Genomic DNA, 22,293 nt, shown 5'->3' on the forward strand with positions numbered 1-22,293 from the left:
GGCAATATTGCTACTTTTACAATGACTTTACCATCAAAGCCTTATTGCTCAACCTCTATACCATGAGCGATCGCTGCCTTTATCTCTCTTAGTATTTATGTACTATACTTAGATGCGTTTACCCTGGTGGTAGCGCCGACCATACGATCAAACTTTGGCATGTCAATACAGGAGAGTGCCTAAAAACTCTCCAAGGACACACGAGTATTGTTTGGTCTGTAGCATTTAGCGCAGATGACAAAATGTTAGTAAGTGGTAGTGCTGATGGGACTGTGAGGATTTGGAATGTAGAAGCAATGCAGTGTCTACATATTCTCCACGGCCATACAACCCATGTCTGGTGTGTAGCTTGTAGTACTGATGGTAAAACAATAGCAAGCGGCAGCAGTGACACAACGATTCGATTCTGGGACATTTACACTGGGGAATGCCTGAAAAGCATACAAGGACACACCCACACTGTGCGATCGCTAACATTCAGTCCTGATGGACAAACTTTGATTGTCAGTGATGATAATCAAAATGTAAAGTTTTGGAACATTCGCACAGGCCAGTGTTTCAGAACTTTTTGCGGACATGGTAGCGGTGTGTGGGCATTAGCCACATCTCCATCAATTGATTCTGATCACAGCCAAATCTTAGCCAGTGGTGAAGACCAAACCGTTAAACTCTGGGATATTCACACTGGTCAGTGCATCAAAACCTTAAGGGGACATACTAATTGGGTGCGAACCGTGGCTTTCCATCCTCAAGGTAAGACCATTGCTAGCGCAGGTGCCGATGAAACGGTGAGAATTTGGGATGTAGATACAGGAAAATGCTTGCACATATTGCAGAGTCATACAAACTGGTTGCTTTCAGTCACCTTTAGTCCAGATGGTAAAACTCTAGCCAGTGGTGGTAGTGACAAACAGGTGCGAATTTGGGATGTCAAGACTGGGCAGTGCCTAGGTGTGTTATGTAGTCATACCAATATTGTCTCCTCACTTGTTTATACTCCCGATGGCAAGATGCTAATTAGTTGCTGTGCAGATGCCCTAGTTCGAGCTTGGGACGTGGTTACAGGGGAATGTCTTAAAACCTTTCGTGGGCATACAAACGGGATCTGGTCAGCTAAATTCAGCCCAGATGGGCAAACCTTAGTAAGTAGCAGTCAAGATGCAACAATCAAAATTTGGGATTTCGAGACGTGCCAATGCCTAAGAACCTTTGAGGGACATACTCGCGCTGTAATTACTGTAGCTTTCAGTCCTGATGGTCGCCTTCTGGCAAGTGGGGGAACTGACCAAACCGTGAGGATTTGGAATGTCAAAACTGGGGAGTGTTTGAGGGTTTTGAAGGGTCACACACGATGGATTTATGCGATCGCTTTTATCCATTCTCGCCCAGGACAAAATCCCATCCTCGCTAGCAGTAGTGAAGACCAGACTATCCAGCTTTGGGATACCGAGACTGGTCAGTGTCTCAAAATTCTTAGAAGTCCAAAGCCTTATGAGGACATGAACATTACAGCTGTCGTGGGTTTAACGGAGTCGCAGCGAGCAACACTTTTGGCTTTGGGAGCAGTTGAAGGAACTGAGTCTGATAGCTGTTAATTGGGAAGTTCTGCGAAATACTAATTTCAATTAGTACCCTTCCCGCCCATAATCCAAATTCTGGGCTAGTAGCCCAATACGCTTGGGATAAGACAATTTCACGACCGCTAATTTCTGTAGAGACGCTGCATTGCAACTTCTTTACTACTAGTGGAAGTTATCAGATAATATACACTCGACAAAAGTAAATATAAATAATACTTATTTAAGAATAATAAACTATTGCATTCATTTCTGTAACATTCATTTAATGTTCAAAAGTAAGAACATACTTATGTCTTGCTCTTGTTATTACAATTTTCAAACCTAAGCAATGCTAGGTGTGATGAAGGTCTGAGACATTACAGGAGGTTGTCGTTTAAACACAGAGCGATCGCTTCACACCAGTTTAAGCAAACTACCAGAGCATGATGGCAGCGAAATAACAGGCTGAAAACTGAATTTTATCATTGCCTGTAATTACAAACTTTGAAAACTTAGACCATGCAAGAGCAAACAATAAGTCATTTTATCGCATGAAAAACGCAAAATCTTGTTTGACTCTACCAAGTTGGTTAAGATGCTCAAGCTGTAATATTTAAAGCATAAGACCGACCCTGTACTTATACCAATCATTATTCTTTGCTCACCGAAATCATATTTTGATTCAGTAATGTCCAAATTTTTTAAATGGCCTACTGCTGAACTCATAGCGCCTGACAAAGAAGGACGTGCCAGATGATATCAAAACAACAATCAGAATGTTATTATCAGGAGCTACTGCGCGACTCGTGCTATTGCCATAACCTGGAAAAGATTGCTCGCAAATATACTAGGAATACAGGCTTATCTTGGGAGGATGCTATTCAGTCGGCTCATTTAAAAGTTTTTCAAGCTGTTCAAGGTGCTAAGTTTCGACAAGGTGGAGTAGAAGAATTTTCTCACTGGGCGGCTACAGTAGCTAAATGCGAAATTATTGATTTTGTTCGTAAAGAAAGTTTGCGAAATTGTCAGAGTTTAGACTGCAACATTCCTGGAACAGATATATCGCTGTTAGATACGATTCCCGATGAATTTTGTACTTTAGAAGCAACAGAGCGGGCAGATTTAATTGTTAAAGCGATAGAGGCAATTTACCAACTTGATCAAAGTTATCCTCATCAAAAGTATCTCAAACTGTGGCAAGAGAAGATTAATGGGAAAACCCAAACTCAAATTGCTGCTGAATTAGAAGTTAGTCAGGGTGAAATATCCAAACGATGGGAGGAACTTGTAGGACGCATTGCTGAGATGCTAGGATTACTGAAATTTGAAGATGTTAAGCGACAACAAGCAAATTGCAAGCAGAAGACAGGACGCGATCGCTCAACAAAGCAGTGGTAAATAAAGAAAGCGATTGTCCAGAATTATAAAGATTAAAACAAGTCGTTATAATTGGACGCGATCGCTCGTTAACTTATATATGGATACAACTAAACTCACAATCCCAACTCGTAAGCCATTCGCGTCGGGAAATATAGATTTATGCGTATAAACTTGAGTAACAGGCAAGGATATAATATGCCAACACCGCAACCTGGAGAAATCTGGGAAGTGAGTCGCTTGGTGCAAAGTCCTCTAGAGTTCTCAAGTAAAGAGCAACAGACTTTATACTCTTCTTCAGTACAAAGATTTTTGGCAAATAACTCTCCGCCACGCTATGTGATGATTGTCAAAGACCTTGAACCACTCATAGAAACACAACAATGGCTGATTGTTTCTGTGATGATGTTCTCTGTAAAAACAGATTTGCTAAGTGATGTAGATTTGTTAATTCCTGCAAAAATATCAGGGCTAGATCAAGATTTGCTAGCTGAGACTTGGCACATAATTCCTGCATTAAGTTGTAACTTGTTACAGTCAGTTGGTAAAAGAATATCCCGCCAAATTTATGACTATCTGCTGACAGTAGGAGACTATTATCACGGGTTAATTGATAAATTGCCACCAGAAATATCAGAAATACATAGAAGTTTATCTGCTACAAAAGACTCTAAAACTCTATATTTTCATGAACAAGAGAAAGCCTGGAGTGATGTGTTAACTTTGCCAGTGGCAGCTTACCATACATATTTGAAAAGCAAAAAGTTTACAGATGCAGTAGTAGATGAGGCGTTAAATTTAGAACAGGACTAAGAGGATGTTTGAAAAGTCTTTAGTGATGTATCAAATATTTTGAGATCCCCCTAAATCCACGCCACTTGCTACAAGTCGGGAAACCCGACGACAGTCGCCTCAAGTCGGGAAACCCGCCCACGGCGCTGTCTCCCCAACACAGTGGCTTCCCTTTCCAAGGGGGACTTTGAATCAAATTCCCTCCTTTTCAAGGGTAGCCAGCGCGGTCTTCTCTACTTTGAGGCTGCGCCAAGGGGGTTTCCACGCCACTCCCCACAACGGATAGCGCAGCGTAAAGCCTTCTCTTCTCCTATCGGAGACACTTCGTGAACGAGAGGCTTCGCCAACGCTGAGAGCGAGTCTTGTCTGCGACACGCTGCGCGAACGAGCGTCGGCAACCTCCGCAAGGGGGTGGCTCCCCATGAGCGACTGGCGTGGGTTAGGGGGGAGCAACAAGTGCAAAGATACAGCCAACCACTTTTCAAACAACCTCTAAATCGAATGCTATCAAGCTTTGGCTGTGTGTCATCTCTACTCTGCTTTTCTACACCAGGCTAATTCATATTTTTACTTAGCAACGCCAAATTCAAGATAAAAATTTTGTTCGTACTGAGCAATTTATTCCTATGCATAAGGCTTTAAAGGGGTAAAGCCCTTTACTACAAGCTTTCATCTTGCAAAAGAAAATGGGTATGGTTTTGCTACCATACCCATTTTTATGATTTCCTAACAGCTATTACAGCTGCGGTACGTACTGCTGTTTCTCCGGTACATCCGTGTACTCAGCTACTATTTGGCGGAATTCTTCGCCATCAATAGTTTCTTTTTCGATAAGCAAATCTACTAAACGATCAGTGACAGTGCGATGGTCACGTATAATCTTCTTGGCTGTTTCGTAACAATCTTCGACGATCGCCCGGACTTGAGCATCGATGCGCGAGGCGATAGATTCAGAATATTCAGAGCGAGTTGTCCAGTCACGACCCAAGAATACTTCTCCTTGTTGGCTTTCCAGTGACAGCGGGCCTAGGTCAGACATCCCAAAACGTGTCACCATCTGCCTTGCCATTCCTGATAACTGCTGCAAGTCTCCACCTGCACCTGTTGTTACTTCCGCAGGGCCAAAAATTACTTCTTCGGCAGCGCGACCACCCAAAGCGCCTGTAATCCTGGCTTTGAGTTGGGAACGAGAAATCAACCCTTGTTCTTCGTTAGGAGTAAACCAAGTTAAACCTTGTGCTTGTCCTCGTGGGATGAGGGTAACTTTCTGTACAGGGTCGTGGTCTTTTAACAAAGTTCCAACTAAAGCGTGTCCAATTTCGTGGTAAGCAATTAAGCGCTTGCTCTTGCTGTCTACCAAGGGAGTACCTTCCATCCCTGCGACTACCCGATCCACAGCATCATCAATTTCGCGGAGGGTGATCGCTTCTTTGCGTCTTCTGGCGGTGAGAATGGCAGCTTCGTTGAGTAAGTTGGCTAAGTCAGCGCCAGTAAATCCGGGAGTGCGGCGAGCGATCGCATCTAGTGATACGCTTGCGTCTAGTTTCTTGTTGCGTGCGTGGACTTGCAAGATTTCCAAACGCCCTTTAATGTCTGGTGCATCAACAGTTACTTGGCGGTCAAAGCGTCCTGGACGCAACAACGCTGAGTCTAATACGTCGGGACGGTTGGTAGCAGCAATAATAATAATTCCAGTATTGCCTTCAAAGCCGTCCATCTCGGTTAGCAGTTGGTTGAGAGTTTGCTCTCTTTCGTCGTTACCGCCACCGATACCAGCACCCCGCTGGCGTCCTACAGCGTCGATTTCATCAATAAAGATAATACAGGGAGCGTTGTCTTTAGCTTTTTTGAAGAGGTCGCGCACACGGGATGCACCTACACCAACAAACATTTCCACGAATTCCGAACCAGAAATGCTGAAGAATGGTACGCCTGCTTCCCCTGCGATCGCTTTTGCTAGGAGAGTTTTACCAGTTCCCGGAGGCCCAACTAACAGCACTCCTTTGGGAATGCGTGCGCCTACAGCGGTAAATCTTTCTGGCTGTTTAAGGAAGGTAACAACTTCTTGCAGTTCTTCTTTAGCTTCTTCAATCCCTGCTACGTCGTCAAATTTGACGCCGGTTTTTGCTTCCATTTGGAAACGAGCACGAGATTTACCGAAGTTCATCGCTTGACCTGGCCCGCCGGGAAGGTTGCTAGAGCGTCGGAACAAAAAGAACAATCCAGTAATCAATAAAATTGGGAAAATAAGATTACCCAATAGTCCCCAGATTGCGCCATCGTTCCGCATGGGGTGAGCATCGAAATTGATTCCTTTTTGTTTGAGCTTGCTAATTAACTCAGGAGCGTTAACAGGCAGATCTACCCGCCACCGTTGTGTACGATTTTCGATATCTTGATCAGCGGCTTCGATAATTGCTGTTCTACCGCCTTCGTACAAATCCACATTGGTAACGCGATCAGCGTCTAAGTATTCTAGAAAGCGACCATATGTCATACGGGTATTGGCGGCATTCTTACTCATGTCCGCAGGAGCGCCAGCAAATGCTCCTTGCCAGAAGAAAAAGCCAATTACCAAAGCCGGCAATGTCCAGAGTACTAGGACTCTCCAAGAGAATTTCATTTTAATTTGCCTCTAGATGCCTATACAACTCATCAGCTTTAGCAACCGAATGGTGCTCACTCTGTCACTATATAGCTGTGAAACGGATGTTTATAAATCCATTTTGTTTAATTTGATGTCTTATATGCATTGCCATAGAGCCATCAAGGCATTACGACGATGCCATCAAGAATCTTAATCAAATTTAACTTAATTTTAATACAGCTTGGATAAACAAGCAGAGAATTTCAAATGAAAGCACCATAAGGTGACGCTGCTCAAATCATCTGTGGAAGCTAGAAAGCAGCAATATTGAATAGTAGATACACAAAATTAGCGATCGCTTGGTGCGTCTGAAACAGAATCAACCAAACTACATGCGGAGTTTTACTGAGATGTTTAGCTCAAGCTTACTACCAACATAAAGTTAATTCAGTAAATATACGATAAAATAAAAGAAAACTTAAGTGTGCTGTTATTATTCCTCTATCCCTTTACTTACTTAGCTTCTGTTGTAATTTGTAGAGTGTAAGGGAGATACTTGCCTTGGTTATAGGAACCAACCCAAATTTGGTAACTTCCAGGAAGCCATTCACCAATAATGCCGGAATTTTTGCCATCAAAATCGTCATTACACCAAGTGCCACCGGGGCCCTTAACAATCATGGTGGTGTCTTCAGGGCTTTGTATTTGCAACCTCAAGTAGTCAAATTTACTTGTCAGTGCCAAGGTATGGTCTGGTGTTTCATCAACAAATCCATTACAAGGGCCTGTAGCCGTCTCGTCTTTTCCGGCCACTTGGTTCCCAGATACTAAGCCACCACTCATACCGCGAACTGTCATAGGATCGGGAGAAAATTGGCGGTCAATAGTGACATCTCCAAATATCGCTGGTACTTCCTCAGCATCGGATGTGGTAATAACTGCTGATGTAATGAAGAGTGTAACCATCATAAACGATATTCTCATCCCTCTATTGAGTGCTTTTTTTCGCATTGTAATTACGTTCGTTTCTAAGTGTTATTAAAGACATGAATTTTACACCCTTAGTTCCCAATATGTGGATAATTGACTACTTTTTTAAAATTGCTCTAACTCAACAATAGGGACGCACATTTGTTTGTGCGTCCCTAAAATCTTAAATATTCCTCAAATCTGGAAGCGATGCCTGCGGCGGGCTACCCCTACGCTAACTAGCTTCTGTTATGGCTCTATTCAACCGTGGCTTGTCTAAACCGATTTGATTGAGTAGCAACCAGGATTGAATGAGGTCAGGGCCATGAACATCTCCGGTTAAAGCGGCTCGGAGCGATCGCATTACCAAGCCTTTTTTCACGTTTTGCCCTTTTACCACTTGTTTAATAATGTCCTGAGCAGAGGCTTCCGACAGTTGCAACTGGTTTTCTAAGCCTGTAATTATACCCTGGAGTGCCGTAGCAGAACCTTCTTGCTTGAGTTGTGTACTGGCTTCGTCGCTAAATTCAATGTCGCTGAAAAACAGTTGTGTCATTGGTACAGCATCCACCAAACGAGTCAAGCTCTGGCTAATTAAAGCTACTAGCTGCTCCAACCAGGGGCGAGTGCGTCCGCCATCAAATTTATACCCTGCTACTTCCCAAAAGGGTATGAGCAAATCTGTGAGTTTATCTACTGGCGTATTGTGAATATACTGACTATTTAACCAATCTAGCTTTGCCCAGTCAAACTTTGCGCCTGCTTTATTCACGCGCTCAAAGCTAAACTCTTTTGCTGCTGCTTCTAAGGTAAATATTTCTTGAGTCGAGTCTGGCGGCGACCAACCCAGCAATGTCATGTAATTCACCAAGGCTTCAGCAGTAAAACCCAATTGCTTAAAGTCAAAAATGGAAGTGACGCCATCGCGCTTAGAAAGCTTGCGTCCATCCATATTCAAAATTAGTGGGGCGTGAGCGAAATCCGGTATGTTTGCACCCAAAGCTTCATAAAGTAGAATCTGCTTGGCGGTGTTGGCTATATGGTCTTCTCCCCGAATGACGTGGGTGATTTGCATATCGATGTCATCCACTACAACTACAAAGTTGTATAGTGGTTGACCACTACCCTCTTCAGAAGCACGAGCGATAACCATATCACCACCTAAATCGCTACCTCGCCAAGACATCTTTCCCCGTACTAAGTCATCCCAGACAATTTCTTGCCCATCTTCGATTTTGAAACGAATCACATAAGAGCGGCCTTCTGCTTCAAAAGCGGCGCGTTGTTCTGGGGTGAGGTTACGATGACGGTTGTCGTAGCGGGGTGCTTCGTTTCTAACTTTCTGGGCTTCTCGGAGAGCTTCTAGTTCTTCAGAGGTGGTATAGCAGCGATAGGCTAATCCTTGATCCAACAGTTTTTGTACTGCTTCTTTGTACAGATCTAGGCGTTGGGATTGAAAAAGTGGCCCTTCATCCCAGTTTAGTCCCAGCCAGCGCAGCCCTTCGAGAATATTTTCAGTGTATTCGGGACGCGATCGCTCTAGGTCTGTGTCTTCTATTCGCAGGATAAATTTACCACCGTGGTGGCGAGCAAACAACCAGTTAAATACAGCTGTTCTGGCTGTACCAATATGTAAATTGCCAGTCGGACTTGGAGCAATACGGACTCTAACAGTCACAGTTAATTCTCTCTTTCGCAAGAAATGATAAATCTTAGCTTATAACTAAGCCTTGGTTTTGAGTCCTTAGAGATGGGATTGATCGCGTTTGTACTGAGTCTAAGAACTGTTGACTTTGCGTCATCATCATTACCTATGTCTAATTCCTATAATACTCAGGACTCAGAACTTATGAATTTGTAACGGGACTGACGGGGCTCGAACCCGCAACTTCCGCCGTGACAGGGCGGTGCTCTAACCAATTGAACTACAGTCCCTTAATTGGCAACTTTGTTATTATGCCTATTTTTTTTCTACTTGTCAAGTAATAAAGCCAATAACTTTAAGTTGATGTGCAATTCTTCCCCATGTTAAAAAACCACGCCCCTGGTATGCGTGGTTTTTTTATATCAAATATGCCCTGATACTACAAGGGGTTTTGATTCCAAACGCTGTAATAATTGGGATTGCATTTGCTTATATTGCTGCTTTAACAGGTGTTTGCTTAAATGAGGTTGACAAGAGGGTGGTAGGTTCTGACTCTGTTTAACCCAAGTTTTCAACATTTGCCGCTGAGTTGGATCGATGTGGCTACTGATAACATTAGTACAGGTATGTGGTGCTTCCAGAGTAAAGAAAATCAAAGGGTAGTCTTTATTTTCAGCTAGAGAATTCACCAGCCTACGATTTTGGAGATTTTGCATATCTAGGTAGCAGGGTAGCCACTTAGGAGTCAGTTGCCGATTATAGAGTAGAGTTACCCAAAGTAGCATTGGGTGGGGGGATTTGATGAAGATAAACTGGTTGTAACGGCTAGAAAAAGTGTGGTTTTTAATTTCGTGTTTGGGCAACATCAGCCATAGTGCTGCAACAAATCCTTGTTTGATATCGAGAAGTTTGGGAAATACAATTTCTTGAATTGGTTTATCCTGAGGCCAAAGAAGTTGCCAACAGGTTTGTTCTACTGTGGTAGATAAACCAGAAAGTAAGAGGCTACTAGGGGTAGATTTAGCAGGTAAATTTTTGGGTAAACTAAGATAGTTTTGCTGTCCTAAACTTTCTAATCCGCGCAAGATTTGGGCGATATTTTGCGGGCGATCGCTTGCTTTTTTAGCAAGACAAGCCATGATTAAATTATCTAGGTCTTGAGGTAATTTGAGACTAGGATTAACATCTGCGATCGCTTGTGGTGGTTCAAAGTGATGCGCTTTGTACCAAGCACCAAAGTAATCGGTTTCTGGTTGCCAGGGTTTTTTGCCTGTCAGCATCTCAAACATCATTACACCTAGGCTATAAATATCAGAACGACTATCTAATTTTTCTCCATCTAGTTGTTCAGGTGAGCAATAAGGTAAAGTGCCATTAAACTCTCTGCTAGTGCTGGCGGTTGATGTATAGTTTAAAAACTTGGCAATACCAAAGTCTAGAATTTTAACTAATTTATCTAATATTGGATCGGGAATAACTAATATATTTGCAGGCTTAATATCTCTATGAACTAATGGATAAACTTTGCCATCAATATTAATACCTTGATGAGCGCACTGCAAGCCTAAACAAATTTGGCGTAAGAGTGTTACAAACATTGGCAATGAAAGTGGAATTAAATCTTTTAAGCTCTTGCCACACAAGTATTCCATGACGTAGAACGGTTGACCTTTTTCGCTCACACCATAATCATACGCCCGCACAATATGTACACTTCTTTGACTTAAAGCTGCACTCATTAAAGCTTCACGAGCAAAGTCTTGTTGCATCTTGGTATTAGCAACAGTCTTAGCCAAAAATTTGATAGCAACTGGTGTTCCTCCTAACAAAATATCATCGGCTAGAAAAACTTCACCCATGCCACCGCTACCAATTAACTGCTTAAGTTGATAACGATTGGCAAGCAACCCCGTATTACTTGGAGACGCAAATGGGCTTTGATTCACTTTGATAACCTCTGCTGCTTACGCAATTTAAAATTATAAATTACAATACAAAAATCACATCATTTACTGATAGCGAAAATCTTCATCTCTTCTAACAAGTTTTCAATGATGTGATAAAAGTTTAAAAAAAATACCCAGTAATTTATTCATCCAATCTTTTAAACTTACTTTTTCGCTTGTTTGGTGTACTACTAATTTTCGTATTATATCCAACTTTAGCTTTTCATACTCTGCTTTGAGAATACTTTTAGCTTGCTTAGGCAGAATAAAATTATTTGATTCTTGACTCATATCTAACCAATCTGTAAGCTGTTGGCGCTGAATAGCTGTGAGATTTAAAGTCATTACGTGGGAGCAGCGATTTGGGTTTTCTAGAGGGAAAAATAGAAGATGGTAGTAACCTATTTCTGATAAAGAACGCGCTATTTTTTCTCCTTTATTATCTTTTAAATCTAAAAAATAAGATAACCATCGAGTTAGAGAAAGCTGAGCATCATATAGTACTGTTACCCACAACAGCATTGGATATAAATTCATTTTAGTAATAAATTCAGTGCCATATGTTTTATCCAAAAATTTTGCAATTTCTTGTTTAGGTAACATTGCCCAGAAAGTTGGTATAGTGCCCTGAGATGTAGGTAATAAATAAGGAAAGCCAATTGGAGCAATTGGTTTGTTCTTAGGCCAATTTTTCTGTAAACACTCTTTTTCTGATAATGACGTGACTGGTACTAATTGTACTGGAGAGGCAAGTTGAATGCTATTGCTTGTAGTAACAATATCATTTTTTATCTGGATCTGAACCTTTTCTAAAATGTCTAATATCTGGCTAATATTTTGAGGGCGATCGCTTACTTCTTTAGCTAAACAACTCATCAATAATTTTTGTAATTCTTGCGGTATTTTTACTTGCGGACTAATTTCTTCAACTGTAGGTGGTGTCTGAAAACGATGTGCTTGATACCAAGTCCCAAAAGAGTTACTTTTTGTCTGAAATGGATGTTTTCCTGTCAGCATTTCAAACATCAGCACTCCCAAACTATAAATATCAGATCTTACATCTAGCAATTTGCGTCCTTCCATATGTTCTGGAGAACAATAAGGTAAACTGCCGATAAAAGAATCAGTCAGCGTCATCCCACTCCGCTCTGTTAAAAACTTGGCAATGCCAAAATCAAGTATTTTAATACTTTCCCTGTGTTTATTATCTTCGCTAATGAATATATTTTCTGGTTTAATATCTCTGTGAACAATCGGATAAATTTCTCCTTTAAGGCTGATACCTTGATGAGCGCATTGTAAACCTAAACATATTTGATTACATATAGTCAAAAATTTAGATATTGTTAAAGGTTTAATTTTCAAAATCTGTTTTAGATTTTTCCCTTGGAGATATTCCATTATATAAAAGGGAACTTTTTCTTCAGTAACACCGTAACTTAATACACGCACAATGTGTTTACTTTTTCGGCCTAACTGAGCGCCAATAAAAATTTCTCTGGCAAATCGTTGTGACATTTGCTGATTCGCCAGACTAAGTGATAAAATTTTTACAGCAATGGGCATACCACCTTTAGCAGCATCTTCCGCGAGGTAAACTCTACCCATGCCACCTTTACCAATTAAATCTTTGATTAAATAACGGTTGTTTAAAAACTTTCCGAGGTAAATGTCTAATTCGGCTTTTTGCCTTACCATATTATCCAACTGATTTTGTGATTCTATATTTAATAAAATCTTGTTAATTGTTAATTAGATTTGGGAAAGATTTTAATGATTTTAGGAACTTAATCATTTTAGATAAAAATCGCTACAAAAAAGGTTAAACATTATGTAACATATTTATTAAGTTACGTGGTTGAGGAATTTCACTGAAACGATAAATAGGCAAGGTTAAGTTGTCTTGTTTATACCGTGAATACACAGAAACAAGCAAAAATAACTGAACAAGGAAAAGACGTGTTCACGTTGGCACATCCTCTGTCTACGACACGCTACGCGAACGTAGTGAAGTGACTCCGCAGGACTATCGCTTTTACTTTTATTGAACTAACGTTTAAAATTTGGAAAAAAACGGCGTAATAACCTGATTAACGGTGTTTCAATTTTGAGTTTAAAAGCTAGTATCTGTGTACGTTGCAAGGAATTAAAGTTATTGTCGCTAACAAGAATTAATGCTTGCTGTCCATCAGGTAGCTTAGAACCAAGAGTTAAACCTTCGATATTGTCTAGCAGTACATCTAGAGTCCTTAAATCTAACAGTAGTTTTTTTTGAACGGGTTTGATTTTTTTGGATTCAACTGCCAATAGGCTGTCAATATTGCGAATATCATCAGCTCCTTCTAAAGAAACTTGAAATAGGAAAATAGCAAATCCCAAGCCAGTAAAAGATCGCTCCAAACTCAAAAAGTGTCCTTGATTATCGAGTGCAAGTAAGTCAGGTAATCCACTAGCGAACTTGCCAGTTATATTTAAAAATGGTGTGACTGGTTCAGTTTGGTAAAGAAATTCCTTTTCTGGCTGGTTAGTAAGCAGATTGTATTGCAAAATCCGGCAAGGAGTACCAATCTTGGGTTTAGCTGCTAGTCCATCTTGAATTAGAGCATTTTCGGTAGCTGTGAACAGATGCTTTTGATCAGGTGTGATGGTGAGGCTTTCAAACGCCAAATTATTGCGGATACCTTGCTGACCATTATTATCAGGCAAAAACTTTTTTGGTATGGGTAATGTTGTAATTTCTTTACCAGAAGATAGTAAAAATTCTTTAATAAAAGGATTAATCAATCTTCCGGCATCGCCTTCTGAAGAAATGAATACAGTTGCTTTATTAGTTAAAGCAATACCTTCTGTATCGATTTTACCAGGAGAAAATGTTTGATTATTCTCATTTAATAATGTGGTTACACCGACAGGAACAACCCCGCCATTTTTTAGCGAACCTTTACTGAGGTCAATTTTCAGAGTATATAAACGGGCGTTAGCTTTTTGCCCACGGTCATCGGATATGGCATAATAAAGTTCATTTTTTGTGTCGTAGGTAATTCCAGATAATCCTCCGACTTCAGTTTTTTGGAAAGTTAATCCTTTTATGAAAGAGGTTTCTCCAATAAAGTCTATACCACTAATCTCAATAGGGCCTGTGATTAAATTTGTGAATAAGAGGCTGATAGTTAAAATCGAGATAACAAAGTAAATAATCCGTGGCAAGGTGAAGATTTTTCTCATTAGCTGCATGAAAAGCTATTGCTGTGTAAAAATCATAAAATAAGATATCACGTTCAAGCTAAGAGTTAAGAGTATCAATCGTTTTACCAGTTTCAAAATACTGATGTCTTGTAGTATTCTCGATTAGCCTCTTAGCCCGCTTGTAACTGGAGTTCCAGTTCAATAGCTCAAGTATAAAAAAGTGGATTTAAACTCTTTGTGCGTAATTATTAGAAGACTTTAGCTAGTAGTCCTAGGTTCATTTTGAGGCAGTTGTTGGCACTGGTGGAAGATTGCAGGATGCTCAAGCAAATCGTGTACCATATTCATCCTGAACAAAATTGACAAGCCAGTCTTTCACGCTGCGGGTAGCGCGGCAATCGTCTTCGTTGTAGCGTTGGATAATTTCTAGTAAGGTGCGATCGCCTGTTTGTAACCACTGATCATACCAATAAATACACTTAGCTCCACTAGCTTCTTTATCACGCCATTCAAAGCCCAACCAACGGGCGATTGCTTTCAGGGCATAGCTTTCTACTGGTAAGGCGACACTTTGCGTTAACTGTTCGTAAACATCCACAAATCGGTTCAAAACCGGATGTACTGAAGAGTATGGAGTACGGTAAAGCTTTGCTAGCCGTTTGACTGTATCAAATTCATAAACACAAAAATGATAAATCGGCGCTTCGGGATATTGCCAAACTAAATCCAGGAATTGCTGCCAAATTGATTCTTCGTCCTCTGGTTTTTCTGCCATGAAGGAATAAAATTGCTCTGTGTTAGCTTTGCGATTAACGACTAAAACTCCTAAGAGATAATCTAAATCTAAATCTGGCTGTGCTTCAATATCGAAGTAAAGCTCTATGGGTGCTGTGAATGTAATATCTGCTGTTGGTAGTGGGTAGGGTAAGATAAACGGTCGTCTTTCCAGTGCAGATTGAGCTTGTACTACTAGCTTGGGCGCGACTTCGCTGTCGAAACCAAGCAGGTTTTCTAGGGTGGTGGGACTAGTGTTGGCCAGAGATTCCAGTGTAGTGATGGCGAGGGCTTGAAGTTGAGTGTAGCGAATGGGTGTTACTCCTGGTAACAATGAGAGATGTTTTTGAGATTGGGCGATCGCATAACATTGACTATACCAATGGCAAAGATTACACTTTTGACGAGAAATAAACACTTCTGGCGCTGCCGGCGTTTCTAAAACTTGAATAAACTCCTCTAGAATCTGCTGCATCTGTGGCATCCATTTGACCAAATCTACTGCATAGCTTCTGTCTTTGGTTCGCAACATCAGCAAAGCTGTTTCGGGTCTACGTCTCTGCACTGTTGCTAATACTTGGGCGTGAAATGCAGCAACAACTTGATATTCTTGCTTAGGGCGCTTACCTAACTCAATACTTGCCGGGACGTAAACCCAATCTCCAAAGCAGGACTGTCCTGGCTGCTTGACGAGTAAATTTGGACGGCTCAGCAGGGTGTATCCTTCAGAATAAGTTGCTAACAGCACTCCTTTATGAATGTACTCAATACCACGCTGCATTAATTCTAAAGTCGCTGCTGCTCCCGCTTCCCAGTTTCCGTATGGATAATCTGGTTGGTGATAGGTCAATTTTGCCAAGATACTCAACTGATGAGCTATTTTGTCTTGTTGTAGTTTCCACAACAGTTCATTAGGAGTATCTCGCTGACTTTTGTCACCGTGAGTATCTAAAAAAGGTCGGCGCTTACAGCGTTGGTATTGTAGTAAGAGTTCGGCATTAATTAACATCCCTTTAAGTTAACAATAATTTAGTATTCTCTGCGATAAACCCAGACAACTAATAATGGAGTGGGAGAATAGGGGAGTAGAAGGGACAAGAAGGACACTTGACCGTTGACTTTTGACTTCATCCAAAATTTGTATGACTAGTATTTCTATTTCACAAACTAGGTTGCATCCTCATCGAGAGCAATTTCCCGCTTTAGCAAATAAGACTTATTTCAACTACGGTGGACAAGGGCCGATGCCTCAAGGGGCAATGGATGCCATTACCCAAACTCAAGCTCATATTCAGCACATAGGGCCCTTTGGGAATGAAGCCTATGGCTGGATAGCCCCCCAGATTAAAGCTACCAGAGAAGCGATCGCCTCTGAGTTACATGTACCAACTGAAACAATTACCTTCACTGAAAACGTCACTGTTGGTTGTAATATCGCCATGTGGGGTATCGAGTGGCACGCTGGCGACAATATCTTGCTCTCCGATTGCGAACACCCAGGTATAATTGCTACTGCACAGGAAATTAGCCGCAGATTTGCTGTAGAAGTTACTACCTGTCCCTTGATGGCAACTTTAAATGAGGGCGACCCTGTGCAAGTCATTGCCCAATACTTGCGCCCTAATACCCGCCTGGTAGTACTAAGTCATGTTTTCTGGAACACAGGCCAAGTTTTACCTCTTGACAAAATAGTTGAAATATGCACAGTTAATAATTCTTTATTGCTGATTGATGCTGCCCAGTCGGTGGGTGCATTGCCTTTAAACTTAGCGGAATTGGGGGTAGATTTTTATGCTTTCACAGGACACAAGTGGTTATGTGGGCCGGCGGGTGTGGGTGGTTTATATGTTAGACCAGAAGTACGAGAAAGCTTAAAACCTACGTTTATTGGCTTGCGTGGCATTGTTGTCGATAGTCAATCTCAACCTGTGGACTGGCTTCCAGATGGGCGACGATACGAAGTGTCTACATTAGCTTATCCGCTATATGTCGGGTTAAGGGAAGCGATCGCAATTCATCAGCAATGGGGAACGTCACAGGAACGTTATGAGCAAATTTGCCATAATAGTGACTATTTCTGGCGACAGTTGATAGCTTTACCCGATGTCAGATGTTTGAAGACTTCCCCACCCCAAAGCGGTATAGTCTCATTTCAACTTACCAAGCAGCCCCAAGCAAGTCTTAAGTTAGTGCAATTCCTAGAGTCACAAAAGATATTAACTCGGACAATTGCCAGTCCTAACTGTATACGCGCTAGCGTCCATTACTTTACTTTAGAATCGGAAATTGACCTACTAGTTGAAGCAATTCAAAGTTTTTGCAAAATCAGTTAAGGGTTATGAGTTATCAATATAGAAATTATCATTTTAATTTCTACCTATCACCTCTTAACTCTAATTCTGTCAAGGTGTAACTTCAAGATTCAGTTTTCTCTGTGTCTTTGTGGTGATAAAAATTAACTTATTAACCACAAATACACGTAGGCAATAAATCAGATTATCTAGCAATCATAGGGACGCAAGCAGATTTTTGATCTATCTTGACAGAGCTACTCCTAACTCCTGAATCCCATCTCCTAATTCCAAAATGGAACGCCCAATTTTATACATAGCCATCACAAACCACGGCTTTGGTCATGCTACCCGCACGGCATCTGTAGCTGCGACAATTCAAAAGTTATGTCCAGAAATTTTACTAATTTTGGCGACCACTGCTCCACGCTGGTTATTAGAATGTTACATAGCAGGCGATTTTATCCATCGTCCCCGTGCATTTGATTTGGGTGTGGTGCAAGCAGATAGCTTAACAATGGATAAAGAAGCGACTTTAGAAAAGTTGCTAGATATTAAAAAGCATCAAAATTCACTGATTGCCTCAGAAGTTAATTTTATTCGCCAAAATCGCGTTAATCTCATCTTGGCAGATATTCCCTTTCTAGCCCCTGGGTTTGCTCAGGCTGCAAACATTCCTTGCTGGATGATGAGTAATTTTGGCTGGGACTTTATTTACCGGGATTGGGGTGGCGAATTTATTGCCATTGCTGACTGGATTGGTGATTGGTACTCAAAGTGCGATCGCTTATTTCGTCTCCCCTTTCACGAACCAATGTCAGCTTTTAAGAATATCACAGATGTTGGCTTAACTGGTGGTTCTCCTCATTACTCTGCGGATGATTTACGCTCTGTTTGGGGAATAACTGCACCAATCGAAAAAACCATTTTGCTGACTTTTGGCGGCTTGGGTTTACAGCAAATTCCCTATGACAACCTGCGACGATTTCCAGATTGGCAATTCATTGTCTTTGATGAATTTGCACCTGACTTACCTAACTTAGTGAAAATTAGCAATCGTAAATACCGCCCTGTGGATTTTATACCCATTTGTGGACGAATTATTTCTAAACCTGGTTACGGCACTTTTTCTGAAGCCACACTACTAGAAGTACCTGTTGTTACCATCCCACGTGAAAACTTTGCCGAAGCAACTTTTATAATAGAAGGCATAACTAATTACAACCAGCATCAAGTTATCAAACCATCTGAGTTTTTTCAAGGAACTTGGAATTTCCTCTATGAATTACCTCAAAAGCCCAAACAATCTCAACCAATTGCTAAGAATGGTAATGAAGCGATCGCTCACGCTGTCATCGACTACTTTCATAGTAATTAAACTTTAATATATATGACTCACTACCAAAAACTTCTAAGAATTTCTACTACTGGTAAATCTTTTCACAATATCACTGCAAAAGTTGAGGCTATAGTTGCCGAATCGGGAATAGAAACTGGCCTTTGTACTCTATTTTTGCGCCACACTTCAGCTAGTTTAGTAATCCAAGAAAACGCTGACCCTGACGTTCTTGTGGATCTAGCTAACTTTATGACAAAACTTGTACCAGAATCGGGTAAATACATCCACGATGCCGAAGGCCCCGATGATATGCCTGCACACATTCGTACAGCTTTTACTCACACTTCTGAAAATATCCCTATTAATCGCGGTCATTTAGTATTGGGAACTTGGCAAGGAATTTATATTTGGGAACATCGCCAGCGCAGTCATACAAGAGAATTGATTGTTCACATTTCTAGCTAATGAGGTTTTAAATTTAGAACCTATTGATAACTTTTCTTTGAGCATTAATCTGTAGAGTTTAAATGCTCTATTCTTGCTGTGTACCTTTTGTGTATAATTTCATAAAGTTCGCAGTGATATGATTGAACATTCGCCATCATGGCTTTTTGGCGAAAATTTTTTATGTGCAACTAACTAAACACTGAGCATTGCATGTCATTTTGTTAACTAAAAAGTTAAGTTTTTTATATTAATTTAATATTCGATTTCTGCTAACTTAAACTATTATTTATAGGAAGTTGTATGGTCTATTTAAATTACTTATGAAGCAAGACCTGACACCCACTAATTCTTTCCAATTTATTGACGAAATACTTGCCCAGCAATCTGTTAATTTGCTGTCACTTAATCCCCAAAAGACTAGAATTACTAGCTTTGCAGAACTGGGATATTTAACGGCTCAAAAAAGCACTAATACTCAAATACTTACAACTTTCCGAGATACTTTAGAAGATATAGTCCATGCTCAGCTACAAAGCTTTCCAGAAAACATTTTCTGGGATTTTGATTTTATGGTAAATAGTATGCTCAGGCAGGCTTTGGTAGCAGATGAAGGTGCGGTTATTTTTTTAAAATGTTTTGGTGAAAAGATGGTATCTCTATCAGAGATGTTTGGAATTAAAACAGAAATCCGCTTTCGCTATGTTCACGATTTTATGTATGGGTTCGACTGGGCAAGATGGGTACAAAAAGAGCCACAAACTCGTGTACATGTGGAGCCTTTCAGTTTAGTTTTTTTAGATTATTTGCTTGCTAAAGGTAAAGAACTTTTGCAACGTATCAATCAGGGTCAGGTCAAATGTTATAAATTGTGTGACACAGGCTACCGTAATCCCTTCACTTTTTCCCGTGAACCGGAAGATGAATACCGTCTACTAACTTATCTTGCTCAAGAACAACTTATCCCAGTAGCGACTTGGAACTGGAATGCTCACCCTGTTTGGAATAAACCTTTCCAGGAAATGCGCCAGCAGTTAGCATTAAAATTGAATATTCAGCCACAGACACACTAAGTACTAATTTAAAATTGTAAAATATATCACTGGCAAGTATTCTGGCTGTATCCAAAATAATTGCTTAGAACATTATTATGAAAATTGCTGAGTTAATTTCTTGGTTTGAAGAATGGGCAAATCCTGCTTGGTGTGAAAGCTGGGATAATTGTGGCTGGCAGGTTGAACCTGGAGTGTTAGAAAAAAGAGCACGAGTATTAGTGTGTTTGACACCAACTTTGGCGGTAATGCAAGAAGCGATCGCTCTTGATGCTAATCTGATTTTTGCCCATCATCCGTTAATTTTTAGTCCCCCCAAGTCCTTACTTAGTGGTGAGGCGATCGCGGAGATGGTACGGTTAGCTTTTACCCACAATATTGGTATTTACAGTGCCCACACGAACTTTGACCAAGTAGAGGATGGTACTGCTGATGTGTTGGCTCAAATTCTAGAACTCAAAGAAGTCACTCCCATAGTACCTACACAAGCAGGATTAGGATATGGCCGTGTTGGTATGTTAGAGCCATTTCTAACTTTACAGGAATTACTTATAGCAATTCAAACTCGACTTACTCCCCCTAATTTAATTGTTTCCCCAACCGCTGATTTACAGCAGCCAATCTCACGAGTTGCAGTTTTGGGTGGTTCCGGGGCTAGTTTTATCTCAGCGGTAGTCAAAACTGGTGCTCAAGCTTATCTGACCTCTGACTGCAAGTTTCATCAGTTTCAAGAAAGCCGCGATCGCAGTTTAATCTTAATTGACGCCGGACACTATGCTACCGAACGCCCCGCTTGCGATCGCTTGGTGCAAAAATTTGGATTCTTAAATTTAGACTCAGTACAATTGAGTCATGAAGATGAAGATTTCCGCCAGTTTTTTACTTAATTACTTGATTACTTGTTTGTTAAAAATTTTTTATACATTAATCATAAATTAGTATAACTTTATTGACATGTATATTAAAATACTTATATTTTTTGCGTATTTACAACTTGTATGCTACAAAGTCATGTATCTATAATCTACCGTTTATGATCTCAGCAAAAAATTTAAAAATGACCATTGCAATATACTGTGTGATTTAGATCACTTAATTTAAGTAACTATAATCACCGTGATCTAATGTTTCATATCAATTAGTAAAAGAGGAGAATGTTACACACTAGAGGTAACAAATTGCTCACTCTGCCCCAATCAACATGATTCGCACACTCGTTGAATCTGCTTTTCAAACTGGATATCTTAGTGTTGAATCTGAGGGTCTACTCCATCAAGTTCTGGCGACTAAATGCTATCAGTCAGAGGATTTACCAGCCATTGCATCTCTATACGATGCGGTTCGCGCAGGTCAAATTAAACGAGAAGCGTCCTCGAATCTGCTCATAGAATTTCCGATAACGCACAAATCTTGCTGATACTTCAACAATAGGTGACTCTAGTACTGTATTGTTGATTGGAGGTGGAGGTGTCACATCAAGCAACAACCCTAAACTCAAAACTCTTCGGGTGTTGTTGTTTAAAACCGTTCAGGTCAGCGAGAGAATGAGTTAAGATCAAATACATGGGGGTAAAAGTACAGCCAAGTCCCCGGACTTCTAGCAATGCCAATGATTACAATTAGGCAACTCGAACAACCGCAATCAATGCTAGTTTTGGAGTATTTATTATTACATAATGGTAGTAAGAACTCACCAGCAAGTATTAAGTTGGGTAAGACAACTCCTGAATCGTTGGACTTCTACAGAAGTAAACGTTCCCTAGAATGACTCTGAAAGAGTTCAAGTTCAACTGGTGCAACAACATTGGTTTTTGGCTCAAAGTATCCTTAGACTTGGCAATTGTAAGCAAGTATTAGGATTGGGTCACGAGACACACTAGTTGTGAACCTTAGAATTGACCTCTCAAGAGTGTAATCTACTGGGGTAAAACCCAAATTTTGACAGGTTTAACTACGTTGTTTAAAAAGGCAGAAGCAGTACATGCTACACCGCAAGATTTATCAATTGTGTTGCGATGGGCGGGAGGTGTGTGTTTTCTTGCGGGACCAGCAACGCTGGATTGAACGCGCCCGCATCCTCGATATAGAAGGGGATTTAGTGACTCTACGTTACGAAACAGAAGAAGAAGACGAAACTTGTTCTTGGGAGGAGATGGTTCGTCTCGAAAGCATTGGCGCTGTAACACAAAAATTAGCTTCAGTGCCGCGCGGTAATGTAGAACCTCTCTTAACAGAGGATTGTCCCGAAGCTGAGCGCATCCGCAATCGATACACAGACTCAAATCCAGAATAAATGGTCAAAGGTCAAGGGTTAAGGGTCAAAGTTAATTGC

At 40.7% G+C, this 22,293-nt stretch carries 18 protein-coding genes and 1 tRNA gene; 11 read left to right on the top strand and 8 right to left on the bottom strand.

Features of this window, described 5'->3' with window-relative positions:
• Positions 1–146: 146 nt before the first annotated feature.
• The 3 genes from FNW02_RS31140 to FNW02_RS31150 all read left to right on the top strand — a co-directional run bounded on the left by FNW02_RS31140 (position 147) and on the right by FNW02_RS31150 (position 3,749).
• On the top strand, positions 147–1,595 hold the full coding sequence (locus tag FNW02_RS31140; protein ID WP_348535475.1) for a WD40 repeat domain-containing protein: 1,449 nt from the start codon (positions 147–149) through the stop codon (positions 1,593–1,595).
• A gap of 717 nt (positions 1,596–2,312) precedes the next feature.
• The gene (locus tag FNW02_RS31145; protein ID WP_191761316.1) at positions 2,313–2,957 is read left to right on the top strand and encodes a sigma-70 family RNA polymerase sigma factor; all 645 of its coding nucleotides are present in this window, start codon (positions 2,313–2,315) and stop codon (positions 2,955–2,957) included.
• A 177-nt stretch (positions 2,958–3,134) separates the two neighbouring features.
• Positions 3,135–3,749: a hypothetical protein gene (locus FNW02_RS31150; RefSeq protein WP_191761317.1), complete on the top strand. Its 615-nt coding sequence runs from the start codon at positions 3,135–3,137 to the stop codon at positions 3,747–3,749.
• A gap of 715 nt (positions 3,750–4,464) precedes the next feature.
• On the opposite strand, the gene ftsH2 is transcribed toward FNW02_RS31150, so the two are convergent.
• From ftsH2 to FNW02_RS31190, 8 genes are all read right to left on the bottom strand, one after another.
• Positions 4,465–6,351, bottom strand: a complete 1,887-nt coding sequence (ftsH2, locus tag FNW02_RS31155; RefSeq protein WP_191761318.1) for an ATP-dependent zinc metalloprotease FtsH2 — start codon at positions 6,349–6,351, stop codon at positions 4,465–4,467.
• Between the two features lie 477 nt (positions 6,352–6,828).
• On the bottom strand, positions 6,829–7,326 hold the full coding sequence (locus FNW02_RS31160; RefSeq protein ID WP_191761319.1) for a hypothetical protein: 498 nt from the start codon (positions 7,324–7,326) through the stop codon (positions 6,829–6,831).
• Positions 7,327–7,519: 193 nt separating this feature from the next.
• On the bottom strand, positions 7,520–8,962 hold the full coding sequence (gltX, locus tag FNW02_RS31165) for a glutamate--tRNA ligase (protein ID WP_191761320.1): 1,443 nt from the start codon (positions 8,960–8,962) through the stop codon (positions 7,520–7,522).
• A 183-nt stretch (positions 8,963–9,145) separates the two neighbouring features.
• Positions 9,146–9,219 (bottom strand) — tRNA-Asp (locus FNW02_RS31170).
• 132 nt (positions 9,220–9,351) lie between these two features.
• The gene (locus FNW02_RS31175; RefSeq protein WP_191761321.1) at positions 9,352–10,875 is read right to left on the bottom strand and encodes a protein kinase domain-containing protein; all 1,524 of its coding nucleotides are present in this window, start codon (positions 10,873–10,875) and stop codon (positions 9,352–9,354) included.
• A 102-nt stretch (positions 10,876–10,977) separates the two neighbouring features.
• On the bottom strand, positions 10,978–12,573 hold the full coding sequence (locus tag FNW02_RS31180; protein WP_191761346.1) for a serine/threonine protein kinase: 1,596 nt from the start codon (positions 12,571–12,573) through the stop codon (positions 10,978–10,980).
• 351 nt (positions 12,574–12,924) lie between these two features.
• On the bottom strand, positions 12,925–14,109 hold the full coding sequence (locus tag FNW02_RS31185) for an esterase-like activity of phytase family protein (protein ID WP_191761322.1): 1,185 nt from the start codon (positions 14,107–14,109) through the stop codon (positions 12,925–12,927).
• A 274-nt stretch (positions 14,110–14,383) separates the two neighbouring features.
• Complete coding sequence (locus tag FNW02_RS31190) at positions 14,384–15,844, bottom strand: TM0106 family RecB-like putative nuclease (protein WP_191761323.1); 1,461 nt, start codon at positions 15,842–15,844, stop codon at positions 14,384–14,386.
• Positions 15,845–15,977: 133 nt separating this feature from the next.
• Here FNW02_RS31190 and FNW02_RS31195 point away from each other — a divergent pair, with 133 nt between their 5' ends.
• The 8 genes from FNW02_RS31195 to FNW02_RS31230 all read left to right on the top strand — a co-directional run bounded on the left by FNW02_RS31195 (position 15,978) and on the right by FNW02_RS31230 (position 22,254).
• Positions 15,978–17,168, top strand: a complete 1,191-nt coding sequence (locus FNW02_RS31195; RefSeq protein WP_191761324.1) for an aminotransferase class V-fold PLP-dependent enzyme — start codon at positions 15,978–15,980, stop codon at positions 17,166–17,168.
• 253 nt (positions 17,169–17,421) lie between these two features.
• Positions 17,422–18,504, top strand: a complete 1,083-nt coding sequence (locus FNW02_RS31200; protein WP_191761325.1) for a glycosyl transferase — start codon at positions 17,422–17,424, stop codon at positions 18,502–18,504.
• Between the two features lie 12 nt (positions 18,505–18,516).
• Positions 18,517–18,930: a secondary thiamine-phosphate synthase enzyme YjbQ gene (locus FNW02_RS31205; protein ID WP_191761326.1), complete on the top strand. Its 414-nt coding sequence runs from the start codon at positions 18,517–18,519 to the stop codon at positions 18,928–18,930.
• 302 nt (positions 18,931–19,232) lie between these two features.
• Positions 19,233–19,982, top strand: a complete 750-nt coding sequence (locus tag FNW02_RS31210) for a hypothetical protein (RefSeq protein ID WP_191761327.1) — start codon at positions 19,233–19,235, stop codon at positions 19,980–19,982.
• A gap of 77 nt (positions 19,983–20,059) precedes the next feature.
• Positions 20,060–20,848, top strand: coding sequence for a Nif3-like dinuclear metal center hexameric protein (locus FNW02_RS31215; RefSeq protein ID WP_191761328.1), 789 nt, complete (start codon positions 20,060–20,062; stop codon positions 20,846–20,848).
• A gap of 314 nt (positions 20,849–21,162) precedes the next feature.
• A complete protein-coding gene (locus FNW02_RS31220; RefSeq protein WP_191761329.1) occupies positions 21,163–21,378 on the top strand; it encodes a hypothetical protein in 216 nt (71 codons plus the stop codon).
• A 186-nt stretch (positions 21,379–21,564) separates the two neighbouring features.
• Entirely contained in the window at positions 21,565–21,729 is a 165-nt protein-coding gene (locus FNW02_RS31225) for a hypothetical protein (RefSeq protein WP_191761330.1), read from the top strand.
• A 213-nt stretch (positions 21,730–21,942) separates the two neighbouring features.
• Positions 21,943–22,254 carry a DUF6679 family protein gene (locus FNW02_RS31230; protein WP_162397257.1) on the top strand — a complete coding sequence of 104 codons (312 nt, stop codon included), beginning with the start codon at positions 21,943–21,945 and terminating at the stop codon, positions 22,252–22,254.
• Positions 22,255–22,293 lie beyond the last annotated feature (39 nt).

The organism is Komarekiella delphini-convector SJRDD-AB1, assembly GCF_014831675.1.
Taxonomy (GTDB): domain Bacteria; phylum Cyanobacteriota; class Cyanobacteriia; order Cyanobacteriales; family Nostocaceae; genus Komarekiella.